At 61.7% G+C, this 12,859-nt stretch carries 10 protein-coding genes; 3 read left to right on the forward strand and 7 right to left on the reverse strand.

The window, feature by feature from the left end; all coding sequences use genetic code 11:
• Positions 1 to 22 precede the first annotated feature (22 nt).
• From AAFX91_RS04735 to AAFX91_RS04760, 6 genes are all read right to left on the reverse strand, one after another.
• Positions 23 to 2,980, reverse strand: coding sequence for an IPT/TIG domain-containing protein (locus AAFX91_RS04735; RefSeq protein ID WP_394565696.1), 2,958 nt, complete (start codon positions 2,978 to 2,980; stop codon positions 23 to 25).
• 271 nt (positions 2,981 to 3,251) lie between these two features.
• Positions 3,252 to 4,019 (reverse strand): ABC transporter permease, encoded by a 768-nt coding sequence (locus AAFX91_RS04740; RefSeq protein ID WP_394565697.1) that lies wholly within the window; start codon positions 4,017 to 4,019, stop codon positions 3,252 to 3,254.
• 7 nt (positions 4,020 to 4,026) lie between these two features.
• Positions 4,027 to 4,788, reverse strand: a complete 762-nt coding sequence (locus AAFX91_RS04745) for an ABC transporter ATP-binding protein (protein WP_028163186.1) — start codon at positions 4,786 to 4,788, stop codon at positions 4,027 to 4,029.
• A 22-nt stretch (positions 4,789 to 4,810) separates the two neighbouring features.
• Positions 4,811 to 5,605: an ABC transporter substrate-binding protein gene (locus AAFX91_RS04750; protein ID WP_394565698.1), complete on the reverse strand. Its 795-nt coding sequence runs from the start codon at positions 5,603 to 5,605 to the stop codon at positions 4,811 to 4,813.
• A 379-nt stretch (positions 5,606 to 5,984) separates the two neighbouring features.
• Entirely contained in the window at positions 5,985 to 6,629 is a 645-nt protein-coding gene (gene maiA, locus AAFX91_RS04755) for a maleylacetoacetate isomerase (protein ID WP_394565699.1), read from the reverse strand.
• 6 nt (positions 6,630 to 6,635) lie between these two features.
• A complete protein-coding gene (locus AAFX91_RS04760; protein WP_394565700.1) occupies positions 6,636 to 7,007 on the reverse strand; it encodes a hypothetical protein in 372 nt (123 codons plus the stop codon).
• Positions 7,008 to 7,174: 167 nt separating this feature from the next.
• On the opposite strand from AAFX91_RS04760, the gene AAFX91_RS04765 reads away from it, so the two are divergent.
• On the forward strand, positions 7,175 to 10,042 hold the full coding sequence (locus AAFX91_RS04765; RefSeq protein ID WP_394565701.1) for an FAD-dependent oxidoreductase: 2,868 nt from the start codon (positions 7,175 to 7,177) through the stop codon (positions 10,040 to 10,042).
• Positions 10,043 to 10,045: 3 nt separating this feature from the next.
• Complete coding sequence (locus AAFX91_RS04770; protein ID WP_394565702.1) at positions 10,046 to 10,579, forward strand: aromatic-ring-hydroxylating dioxygenase subunit beta; 534 nt, start codon at positions 10,046 to 10,048, stop codon at positions 10,577 to 10,579.
• 57 nt (positions 10,580 to 10,636) lie between these two features.
• Here AAFX91_RS04770 and AAFX91_RS04775 read toward each other — a convergent pair whose 3' ends face one another.
• Positions 10,637 to 11,185: a MarR family winged helix-turn-helix transcriptional regulator gene (locus AAFX91_RS04775; RefSeq protein ID WP_394565703.1), complete on the reverse strand. Its 549-nt coding sequence runs from the start codon at positions 11,183 to 11,185 to the stop codon at positions 10,637 to 10,639.
• Positions 11,186 to 11,705: 520 nt separating this feature from the next.
• Here AAFX91_RS04775 and AAFX91_RS04780 point away from each other — a divergent pair.
• Positions 11,706 to 12,803 carry a TRAP transporter substrate-binding protein gene (locus tag AAFX91_RS04780; protein ID WP_394565704.1) on the forward strand — a complete coding sequence of 366 codons (1,098 nt, stop codon included), beginning with the start codon at positions 11,706 to 11,708 and terminating at the stop codon, positions 12,801 to 12,803.
• The last annotated feature ends 56 nt before the right edge of the window (positions 12,804 to 12,859 follow it).

Raw genomic sequence — 12,859 nt, forward strand, 5'->3', positions numbered from 1 at the left:
CGATGATCGGAGAATCGATCTCTCACCTCGTCATGTGCAGTACATTTGACTCCGCGTCGGCAAGCTCATCAGCGTTGAAGATAAAGCTCTGCACCCGGTAGGTCCCTGGCTGTAGTTTCTGGTCCTCGTCCAGCAGGCTTATCTTAGCGTCGAACGCCCCGTTTGCCTTGGTCTTGGTCTCGGTGCTGCGGTGTGTCTTGCCGTCCGGCAGCAGCACGTCCACCAGGATGCGCTGGCCGCCGCGCGCCGGCGCGACCGCGCCATGCACTGTCACGCTATCCTTGCGCTCCTTGCCCTCCACCTCCATGCGGATGGTCGCTTTCCTGCGCACATTCACGCGGTAGAACGTGCCGCCAATCGCATAAAAGCGCGACCCAGGCACCGTGCCGGAAATGTCCATCGCTACGTCATAGCCGCGCTCGATGAAGCCGGCGACGCGAAACGGCGCCGTGCCTGGGAAGCGCCCTTCCCTGTTCTTGCCGAACTTGTAGACGTTGACGTCGGCCACCGGCCAAACCATCACGTCGATCTCCTTCTCGGCCTTGCCCTCGAGCCAGACCCAGGCGTGCGGGATTTGCGCCGCCCAGCCAAGCGGTAAGCCGCGCATCGAGAGCTGCACGGCGCGCGGCTCGTCCAGCGGATTGCGCACCGCCGTCTTGATGAACAGCGGGTCGGCCGGGCTCGAGCCAGCTGCCTGGAACTCGAACACATTCTCCTGTGCGCCGTTGTTGCCGCCGGAAATCTCGCCGAATTGCTGCGACGCATAGACCTTCAGGCAGGTATGCTTTCCAACCACCGGCACCCAGTTGCAGAACGTGTCGATGGCGCCGCTCTGCGGAATGTTGGCGATGGTCTTCACCGAAATCGGCGCCCAGTTGCCGTTGTCGCCCACGCCCGGCGGCGTGATCGCGTAGAACGTCACCTTGACATTGCTTGCGCCCATCGCGCCGCTCACATGCACGCGTGCGGTGAACTGGTTGATGTGGTTGACCCACGGCTTGTCGCCGTTGCCGAGCGGCCGCCCCTGGGAGTCGGTGCCGTTATCGAAGGCGCCGAACGGATCGCGATCGACCCAGATGTCGGGCGACTGCCAGTTCGAGTCCCACGGCTCGACATTGAGATCGAACGAGCCGTTGGGATCGTCGGCGATGGTCTGTGACCATTCCACACGCACACGGCACACCAGCGGGCGCGCCTGCACCGAGTCGTTGAGTACCGTGATGCGGAGTGCCCGCGCCGGGTCATCGATGATATCGTTCGCGATCTGCACCCGGTCGTCATGCATCAGGGTTATGAACCGGGTCTGCTGATTGTTGTGCATCTCGTCGGCGATCACCCGGGTCACGATCACGCCGCCCTGGTTGGGCGCCGCTCCGACCGGAATGCTGTCGTCGAAAATCTGCGTCGTGGTGCCGGGACGCTGGCGCACCTCGACGAAATAGGTGAGCGCGTTCGATATCTTGATCTTGAGCAGGTGGAACCGGTTGGCGTTATTGTCCTCGGCCAGCCCGTGGGCGATCAGGTCAACTTCCTCGCTGTGCGGGTTGCGGTCCCACTGCAACTCCTTGATGTTCACGCCCTGGTAATAGCCTAGCTTCTCCAGGTGATAACCAGTGAAGATCGGATGACTGTCGTGGTCGCCCATCAGTTCGAATTCCTGAGCGGTCGCCGCGCCCGGGTCGACTAGGTCAGAACCATAGACGTCCTCGCCCAAGGTGGCCGAACCGTCGCCCGTCTCGGTTGGGGCCGAGACGATGTTGTGGCCGAACTCGTGCGCGAACCGACCCCAGTTGGCGTTCTCGTTGATCCACAGCAGGTTGATCTTCTGGGCGAGCGTGATGTCGATATGGATGTGAGTGGGGTCGCTCGCCGGCTTGCCGTCGTCGTAGGAGAAATTCTGGGTATCTACCCCGCCCCAGGCGCGGATGAAGGCGCCATTGGTGAAGATCACCACGCACAGCATCTGGTAATTGTTGAGGTCGAAGCCCTCGTCCTGTGCATGCTGCGCGGCAATCGCCGCCATCCGATTCTTCTGGCCGGAGATCACGTTCTGTGCGCCTGCGAGATCAACGAAGTCGGCAAAGTTGCCGTCGAGCGCGGCCGCGGTATTGACGATGTCGAACTGAACATTCGTGCGCGTATAGCTTGCCTGGTTGTAGAACGTCTGCACGTTGGTCCAGCGGTCGTTCAGCGCAGTGCGCACATTCGCGAGGTTCGCCGGCACCTTGTCGGCCGCCTGGCACACCACCACAAGCACGCGGATCGTGCCGATCGGGTTAACGTCGCCGGCATCGCCCGCGCCCGCTCCCATGGCGAACACCGGCGGGCCGTCCTCATCGCTCCCACCCGGATAGCCCGTGATCTCGAAGTTGCCAACGCCGGTCGCCGTATGCGTCCCGACCTTGATCTCTACCGGGCCAGTATCGACGTCCTTGGTCACCAGCACCTTGAGCTCGTTGTTGCTCGCCGCTAGCACCGGCGCGTTGGTGCCGCCGATCGTCACCAGGTTGTCGGTGCGGGTCGGCGCGAAATTCGAGCCGCGGACCGTCATGATCGTGCCACGTTGTCCGTTCGACGGCTCGAACGAGGCGATGTGCGGGCCGACGAGCCACGGAAGATGCAGGTCGAGCCAGTCCTTCAACCTGATCGGCGATTTTCTGATCGCAGGATCAAGCTTGCTAAGATTGAACACCTCCAAGGGACGCGACGGCGCCTTGCCGATCGGCGTTGGCAAAGCTGGGGCTCTGTTCTCGAGCTTGCCGACCTGGCGTTCCGCCCTAACCGTCTGGTCTTGCGATACCGTGGCTCTCGCTTTGTGCGCACGGCTAGGTTCGGCGGCCTTCCGTTCCAGCCTTCGCGCTCCCATATTGGCGGCCGACTTGTGTGCTGGGTTTTGTGTCTTGCCCTTGCGACCGGCGATCAGCGATTTCTTGGTGGATGCTCTGGTCTTCAACGGGATCGTCCGCGTATGCTTGGCCATCTACGCCTCCCTACGCACAAGATTTTCACCAGCGCGTTCTGCGCGAACACGTGTCTGCAGCTCGAGGCCAGACTATGCGTAACGTTACGCCCAGTGCGAGCCAGGGTTTATGAGGTACTTCACATCCTGTGCGAAAGCGGGGCCCACGCTGCAATCGCTGGATGTCGGCTGACAGCCCTGGCGTTTCGCCTGCAAGAAAAATCACAAATCTGGCGTAACAAGACGTTTGCTTCTACTTGCTCAAAGGCGTCCTTGATGTACTGCTACTCGATTACTTCAAGCGTTGCGAATTCGTGTGATGCCACGGCAAGGCAACCCGCTCAATCGCTTCAATCACCGCAATCAATGCGACGCTGAGCACCGCAAGAATGACAATCGCAGCAAAGACACGCGGCGTGTCGAACGTACCCTGCGCGGTCAGAATGACATAGCCGAGGCCGCGCTGGGACGAGACGAATTCGCCGACAATGGCGCCAACCAGAGCCAGCGACATCGCCACCTTCAGTCCGGCAAACAGATGCGGCAGCGCGCAATAGAGCTTGATGCGCAGCAGCACCTTCAGACGCGACCCACGCAAGGTCTTCGCCAGGTCGATCGTATCCGGCGACACCGATTGCAGACCAAGCGCGGTGTCGATCACCACGGCAAAGACTGCGATCAGAAAGGCAATGGCGATCTTGGGCTCCGCGCCTGTCCCGAACCAGATCAGAAAGAGCGGCGCCAGCGCCACCTTCGGCACGCTATTGAGCGCGACGAAGAGCGGGAACAGCAGACGATCCAGGATCTTCCACTCCACGATCGCAACCGCAAACAAGACGCCGAACACGACGGCGACGGCAAAACCGGCGAGCGTGATGCCCAGGGTATAGGCCGTCTGCACGGCGAACCAGCCCGGAGAGGCTGCAAGTTCCTCGATGATCAGCGACGGCGCCGGCAGCAGAATGGACCGCACGCCAAGCGCGCGCACGCCGATCTCCCACACCAAAAGGAAGATCGCAACCCCCAGTAGCGGCACGGCGGCTCGACGCGCGGCTTTCATCAAGCTCCTAGTCATGGATCAGGCCCATTTGCTCGAACAGAGCCCGGATACGGCTGGTATAGGCACCGAATTCCGGCGTCTCGCGCATCGCCAGTTTCCGCTCGGCCGGCAGGTCGATGGCGATGTCCGCGACCACGCGCCCCGGCCGTGGCGTAAAGACCACCACGCGGGTCGACAGGAACACCGCCTCGGTGATGCTGTGAGTCACGAAGACGACGGTCATCCGATGCTTGGTCCAGAGCCGATGCAGGTCGACATTGATCTGGTCGCGCGTCAGCGCATCGAGCGCCCCGAACGGCTCGTCCATCAGCAGCAAACGCGGGTCGAGCAGCAGCGAGCGGCAGATCGCGACGCGCTGCCGCATGCCGCCGGACAATGCCCGAGGATAGGCGCGTGCGAATCCGTCGAGCCCCACCATCTGCAGCAATTGCCGTGCGCGCTCCTCGTATTTCTTCTTGCCGTAACCGCCGAAATCCGCCGGCAACAGCACGTTCTCCAGAACGTCGAACCAATCCAGCAAGGCATCCCGCTGGAACGCCATGCCGAGACGCTCCGGAGGACCGTCGATGGGCGCGCCATCCAGTTGCAGGCGTCCGCCGGTCGGCGCCTCAAGTCCGGCAAGACAGCGCAAGAACGTGCTCTTGCCGCAGCCGCTCGGCCCCACCAGGCTGATGAATTCGCCCTCTGCGATATCAAGCGAAACGCCTTGCAACGCGGTGACGCCGTCGGCGTCACCGTATCTTTTCACGACATCGGACGCTGCGATCATGGATTCAACGGGATCGCGAGGGTCAGTTCTTGCCGCTGGCCACGTCCGCAACGACGCGCTCGTCGATCAGTTCATTGGTGAAGACTGCATCCGCATCGAAGCCCTTCTCGATGAGCCCGCCATCGGCGAGCACCGCAACGGCCCGCTTCCAGTCCGCCGCAGCCATCGTGCCGAACGGCAGGTTCCGGGTTGCATCGGTGTACGCATAATCCTTCAGCGTATCGATCTGCTGCCGCAAGACGGCCGGATTGAGTTTGGCCTGCGGCCGCGCCGCAATGATCGCCCTCACCGCTTCGTCCTGATTGCCGGCAAAGATATAGGCCCAACATCCCGCGACCACGCTCGCAAAACGCTTCAGCGCCTCGCGCTTCGAGGCGATCGACTTCTCGGTCGCCAGCAATCCGAAGCTTGGAAATTCCAGACCCTGATCGGCGAAGCGGATGGCGTTCGAGGGACGCTGGCTTGCGACGACGGCCAGAAAGAATGGTCCGGACGAGAATGCCGCGTCGGACCGGCCAGCCATGTAGAGGCCGGCTTTGCCTGCCGCGTCGACGCTGACGAGGTCGACGTCATTGCGAGTCAGCTTTCCGGCGGCGAGAAACTGGTCGATGAACGGCGCCTCGAGCGAACCGGCGGTGAAGGCGATCTTCTTGCCTTTCAAATCGGCGGGGCTGGCGATGCCGCTGTCCTTCGGAACCAACAGACCGATGTCGTTCTGCTTGATGAAGCCGGCAATCGCTTTCACCGGCAACCCCTTGGAGCGCGCGATCACCATCGGGGCTAACGACGCGTAGCCGACATCCATCGTATTCACCATTACCGACGATCTGCACGGTGGCGACGGACCCGGTTCCGTCATCCAGCACGACATCAAGGTTATACTTCGCGAACAATCCCTTTTGCGCCGCCAGATGAAACGGTGCCTGCGACCCCCAGGGCGTCCAGTCGAGTCGTACCGTCAGGCGGTCGGCCGCCGATGCGCTACAATTAATCAGTACACATGCAATAAACGCCGTAACCGCAGTTAACTCTCGAAATCCCATCATGTGCACACGTCCCATATCTGCCCGGCGGTACCGCATTCCTTCAAAAGACTAACACGGCGCCTTGCCCGCGCAAGATATGATTATGTACTGATTAATTTGCCGATTGCCCAACAATGAGGCTCGGGGGCGCGCGGCGCAGGCAACGACAGTTCAGAACGCGTCAGCCTGCGTGCTCGGTTCAGCAGTGCGAAACGCGTCAAGTGCCATGCAGCGATCGGTGATCGCCAGCAGTGTCGGACAAGCGTCAAGCGGGCAATTGAAGCGCCGCGCGTTGAAGATCTGAGGGACAAGGCAGATGTCGGCCATCGTTACGGAATCGCCGTAGCAAAACCGGCCGAACAGACGTTCGCGCCGCAGGTAGTCTTCGAGTCCGGACAACCCTTCCGCGATCCAGTGCCGATACCAGGCATTGGTCGCAGCCTCGTCCGCCTCAAACTGCGCCTTGAGATGCTTCAGCACGCGCACATTGTTGAGCGGATGAATTTCGCATCCGATGATCTGTGACACCGCCCTGACGTAAATCCGTCCGAGCGGATCGTTCGGCATCAGCGGCGGCTCAGGGTAGACCTCGTCCAGATACTCGATGATCGCCATCGACTGGATAAGGGATCGGCCGCCTTCCACCAGAAGCGGCACCAGCCCTTGCGGATTGATATCGCAATAGGACGGCGCCCGATGCTCCATCTTCGGCAGGCTGACATAGCGCGGCTCGTAGTCGAGCCGCTTGTAGGCCAGCGCGATCCGGAGACGGAACGAGGTCGAAGACCGAAAGAATGTATAGAGTTGCCGCGACACCTCAGGTCACTCTGCAGCGGCCTTCTGCAAGATATCGTCCGGCGTGGAGGATACGACCTCGACATATTTCGGGATGAACTTCCCGCCCTCGATATACTTGATGAAGGCCGGCTTGATCTCGTTGGCAAGGACCTTGCGAATCCTGGCATGCTCTTCGATATCGCTCCATTCGGCGATCAGGAAGAACCGCTGCGGGTCCTCGGTATCGCGGCACAGCACGCCATCCTTCACCTGCGCCGATGATTTGTGCATCGGATTGCCGTCCGAATAGTCAAATTCCTCGAACAGCTTGATGAATTCTTCCTCATGCCCGGGCATGACGCGGAAGTCGTAGATATGCAGATAATTGCCCTTGGTGGCGAGCGGCTCTTGCGCCATGAAAGTCTCCCGTTCCTGAGGAGATATGATGGTACACTGACTATTTCACTTTCGCAACAGTCGCGATATCGCGCCGTTTTTGTCGACAGGAGCGCTCTTCACGGAGTTGCGAGCTTTAGAAATGATGTTATACTGATTATAAATTCCAGCGCGAGAGACGCCACAAAATGGCATGGACGAGAGCGGCTTCGCTGAACGAGGTACCCGAGGGCAAGGCCCTCGGCGTCGAAGTCGACGGCATTCGTATCGCGCTCTACAATCTCAATGGCAAAATCTATGCAACGCACGGCATCTGCACGCACGCGCTCGCGCTGCTCGCCGAAGGCTGGATCGAAGACGGCAAGGTGGAATGCCCGCTGCACCAGGGCCAGTTCGACATCCGCAGCGGAAAGGCCCTTTGCGCGCCGGTGACCGAGGATTTGCGGACCTATGCTGTCCGTGTCGAGGGCAATGACATTCTCATTGATCCCGAACAGTCGGCTACAGAATTCGCCTTCGAGAGCAAGCCTGCTGCCGCCACGCCCGCGAAAGATAAGAACCGTGTTGTGATCGTCGGTGCAGGTCAGGCAGCCGCGGCTGCAATCCGAGCCATGCGCGCCATCGGTTTCAATGGCAGCATCGATCTGGTCGGCACCGAACCTCATCTCCCCTATGAGCGGCCGCCGCTATCGAAAGAATTCCTGCTTGGTACGGTCGAGTTTTCATCCAGCATTCGTTTGAGCGAGGCGGATGCGGTCCAACTCGGCGTGCGTCTGCATCTCGGCGTTGCCGCGACGACGATCGATATCGCGCAGCGCCAGATTACTCTCGCGAACGGCCAAGTTCTGGCTTACGATTCGTTGCTGCTTGCCACCGGCGGAACGCCGCGACGGCTGAGCATTCCCGGCGCGGATTTACCGGGCGTGCACTATCTGCGCACGATCGAGGATTCCGCCGCCATTGGCGCAGCGCTCGACCGCGCCCAGCATGTCGCCGTGATCGGCGGCGGGTTCATCGGTCTTGAGCTTGCATCGACCGCAATTTCGCGCGGCGTGGCAGTCACCCTGCTCGAACGCGAACGCGAGCTCATGGCGCGGATCATGCCGGCCGCGGTCGGCCGCGCCTTCCGGATCATGGCGGAGCGGCGTGGCGTCGATATTCGCCGCAACGCCGGCGTTATCGAAATCACCAGGCGCGGCGAACGCCTGGGCGTTGTGACCAGCGAAGGCACGATCGAAGTCGACGCGGTTCTGGTCGGTATCGGCATGCAGCCGGTGCTCGGCGTTGCGCTGCAGGCTGGCTGCGCCACCACGCCCGCCGGCATCGAGGTGGATGCGCAGGGACGCACCTCCGTGCCGGGCATCTGGGCGGCCGGCGATTGCGCGCTGTACCATGAGCCGATCGCGGCGCGGCGCCTCTCGCTTGAAAGCTGGCAGAACGCCGAGGAGCAAGGCGCCGCGGCCGGCCACTCGATCGCCGGACACAATGCAGCGGTGGCGCAAAAGCGCCCCTGGTTCTGGACCGACCAGTTCGGCTGCAATGTGCAGATGCTTGGAATTGTCGGCGCTGAGGATCATGTCGCGCTCTCAGCCGCAAACGAAGCCGCTCCCGGCGCCATCTATCGCATGTTCGACAAGGCGATCGGACGGCTCACCGCCGTCGTCGCGTTCTCGGACCCGCAGGCGATCCGCGCCGCGCGCGCCGAACTCGATTCCGCAATGCCTTTCGATCCCGATATTCATGGCGCCATCATCTCATCCGATGGACAGGACGGCGCCGATGCCATGGAGGCCAGCCTCATGAACGCCACCCCGGGACTGTCGCTCACCAAACGCTATATCTGGCCGGCCGATGGCCTCACCCGCATTCCGGATTGGGTCTATACCGACCAGGCGATCTACGAGCGCGAGGTCGAGAAGATCTTCCACGGCCGCACCTGGAATTATGTCGCGCTCGAATCCGAAATCCCCAATTCCGGCGACTTCATCCGCTCGCATGTCGGACCGACACCGGTCGTCGTCTCTCGCGCGGAAGACGGCTCGATCCATGTGTTCGAGAACCGCTGCGCGCATCGCGCCGCCGAGTTCTGCCGAGAGCTTTCCGGCAACACAAAGGAATTCGTCTGTCCCTATCATCAATGGTCGTACGATCTGAAAGGAAATCTGGCCGGCGTTCCCTTTCGTCGCGGCGTCGGCGGCAAGGGTGGCATGCCTCCAGATTTCAGGAATGCGGATCATGGCTTGCGCCGCCTGAAAGTGACGACGCATCGCGGCGTGGTGTTCGCCTCCTATTGCGACGACATGGAGCCGCTGGCCGAATATTTCACGCCGGAGATCATGCGCGAATTCGAGGCGACCTTCGATGGCCGCAAGCTCAAGGTGCTCGGCTATTACCGCCACTCACTGCCCGGTAATTGGAAGCTCTATCATGAGAATTTGAAAGACCCCTATCACGCCACCCTGCTGCACACTTTCCTGGTCACGTTCGGCCTTCTGGTCGCGGGCAACAAGTCGCTGATGCTCGCCGATCCGAGCGGGCGTCATGGCGTGATGGCTTCGGCAAAGTCCGACGGCAAGGCCGTGTCGAGCGACGCGAAGAAGGAAATGCGCGCTTACAAGGAGGGCATGACGCTGGCCGAGCCGCGCTTCATGGATTTCGTGGACGAGTTCGACAGCCCCTGGTCGGTGACAATGGCGACGATCTGGCCAAACCTGATCGTGCAGCGCGAGATGAACACACTGGGCGTACGCCAGATCGTGCCGACGGGACCGCATGAATTCATCATGAAGTGGACTATGTTCGGTTTTGAGGGCGACAGCGAGGAGATGACACGGCATCGCCTCCGGCAAGGCAATCTGATGGGGCCGGCCGGCTTCCTCGGGCTTGAAGACAACGAGGCGATCAAGTTCGTGCAGGACGGCATGCAGCGCGTGCCGAACGGCGAGCATCTGGTGAAACTCGATCCGGCAGTCGAAGCCGGCACCGCCGACAACCTGATCTCTGAAGCGGCAATCCGCGCCATGTACAAGCACTGGCGCGCCGAGATGGGACTGTGAGTCATGGATATGGCCGTTAAGCGCAACCCCTCATCCGACTCCCTCATGGATCCGCGCCTCGAGGCACTCCTGCTGCGGCACGAGATCGAGACCTTCAACGTGCGCTATGCGAACGCGCTCGACGAGCAGCGTCTCGCCGACTGGACCGAGATGTTCGCGGAGGACGCGACCTACGTCGTCCTGTCGCGCGAGAACCATGACCGCAACATGCCGGTTGGGCTGATCTATTGCGAAGGCAAAGGCATGGTCCGCGACCGCGCCTTCGCTCTCAGCGAGACCGCGATGTTCGCGCCGCGCTATCTGCGGCACATCATCGGTAATCTCGACGTGCTGGGCGAAGAGCGCGACGGCACGATCAAGGCACGCGCCAACTACGTCGTGCTGCAGGTGCTGTTCGACCGGCCAGACGCTACGTTGCATCAGGTTGGCGTGTATTTCGACGTGTTCCGCCGCGAGAACGGCGTGCTCAAATTGGCCAGCAGACGCTGTGTCTATGACAACCTGCTGGTGCCGAATGCGCTTTGTCTGCCGGTGTGACCGCATATGACCTGCCGCAACGAACCGGCAGACAAGGCGCGCGGCCGGCGAACGATCTCAGCTTGGCTGAAAGACCGTGCGGCCGAGATGGTTGTTCGCATCAACCAGCCGCAGCAGCGCCGCCATCAGGGCCGCGCGCTCCTTGGGAGGCAAAGGCTCGAGCAGGCGCGCCTGGGCGCGCTGCATCGCCTTGAACATCTCCCGGGTCACTTTCTCCCCGGCCGGCGTCAGGCGCGCGAGCACGGCGCGCCGATCCTTCTCACCCTTGCGGCGGGTCAGCAGGCCGCGCTGCTCCAGACGACGCAGCACGTCGGCGACATTGGTGCGGTCGATGCCGACCTCCCGCCCAAGCGTGTGCTGATCGGTGTCGGGATTGAGGCTGAGCGTGGTCAGCAGCGCATATTGCACCGGCGTGATGTCGAAGCCTGCGCATTCCTCGAAGAACAGGGCGTAGTTGATCTGGTGCAGCCGCCGGATCAGGAAGCCGGGGCGCGCCCACAACGGCATGCTGGCATAAAGCGAGGTGTGCTCCGCCTTCTTTCCGGCGGGCTGGCTTTTCGGCTTTCGGGCCGGCTTGGATTTCCCGACTCTTTTGGGCTTTGCCAATTTCAACAATCTCCCTGCGACGGCTTCCGGCTGTTCTCTACCACCCCCAGCGTCCACTCGCATCTCCTTCGTCCCGGTTATTCATGACATGCCGTCTCACCGCGGCCTGGTGCTTAAGCATCGGCCGCAAGGAAAATAAGCAGTACGCTGTCTAATATAGGGAGGCCGCGGTGATCCGCAATCGAATGAGACTTTCGCCCTTCGGCTTTAGTTTGCAGATGCAGCGCTCGGGAAACGTCCCAGGTCTTATCAAAACCAAGTATTTCGAAGTCATTATGCGTCCAGCCGTGATGATGCAAACCGCGCATTCCATACCCTCAACGACCACGGTCCTTCAGTTGGTGCAGCTTTTGCATCTTCAAAAATAGGATATATGCTGACTAATATGCTCCACGCATGGCCATAGATGGCGTAACCGACATGGTTCTTGGCGAACGGGATGAATCCACCGGCGCGATATCCGCGGCCGCCCCGCACTCGCAAGCGACGGCATTTCTCAAGCGAAGAAAGGATGGGGACTATGAATCGCCGCAAACTGCTCTTGGGCCTGGCGGGCGGGACCGCCGGCGCCGCACTCGCTGCACCGGCCATCGCGCAAACTCAACCGGCGATCCGCTGGCGTATGGCCACCGGCTGGCCGAAGAGCCTCGATACGATTCACGGCTCGGCCGAAGACCTTTGCCGCCGCGTCGGCCAGCTCACCGAAGGCCGCTTCGAGATCCGCTGCTTTGCCGGCGGCGAAGTCGTCCCGGCGCTGCAGGTGCTCGACGCCGTGCAGAACGGCACCATCGAATGCGGGCATATTCTGTCCGCCAATTACATCGGCAAGAGCCCGACCTACGCGTTCGATGCCGGATTGCCGTTCGGCCTGAATGCGCGGCAGCAGGCCGCCTGGCTGTATGAGGGCGGCGGCCTGCCGCTTGTCCGCGCCTTCTACAAGAAGTCGAACGTCATCCCCTTCCCCGTCGGCAACGTCGGTACGCAGATGGGAGGCTTCTACCGGAAGGAAATCAACACCGTGCAGGATTTGCAGGGCCTGAAGATCCGCATCGGCGGACTTGGCGGCACCATCCTGCGCAAGCTCGGCGCCGTACCGCAGCAGCTGCCGCCGTCCGATATCTATTCGGCGCTGGAGCGCGGCACCATCGACGCGTCGGAATGGATCGGTCCATACGACGACGCCAAGCTCGGCCTGAACAAGGTCGCCAAGTTCTATTACGCCCCCGGATGGTGGGAGGGCAGCGCCGGCATCACCGCGCCGGTCAGCCTGCCCGCCTGGGAAGCGCTGCCCGAGCCGTTCAAGGTCGCGTTCGAGACCGCGTGCAATGAGCAGATGATGTTCATGATCGCAAAGTATGACGCGCGCAATCCGGATGCGTTGCGGCGGATGATCGGGGAAGGCACGCAACTGCGGCTGTTCCCGCGCGCGGTTCTGGACGCGTGCTACAAGGCGAGCTTCGAGACATTCGAAGAGATTGCCGCCAAGGACGCCGACTTCAAGACCATCTACGACCCGTGGAAGCGCTTCCTCGAAAGCTCCAATCCGTGGTTCCGGGTCGCAGAACAGAGCCTCGACGCCTACCGCTTCTCGCACGATATCCCGACGGCATCGCAATGATGCTGCGCGCCCGGTAGCCACTGACGCTGCCGGGCGATGACCTTTGAGGGGCGCGG

It is taken from the genome of Bradyrhizobium sp. 31Argb (assembly GCF_043638955.1).
GTDB lineage: Bacteria > Pseudomonadota > Alphaproteobacteria > Rhizobiales > Xanthobacteraceae > Bradyrhizobium.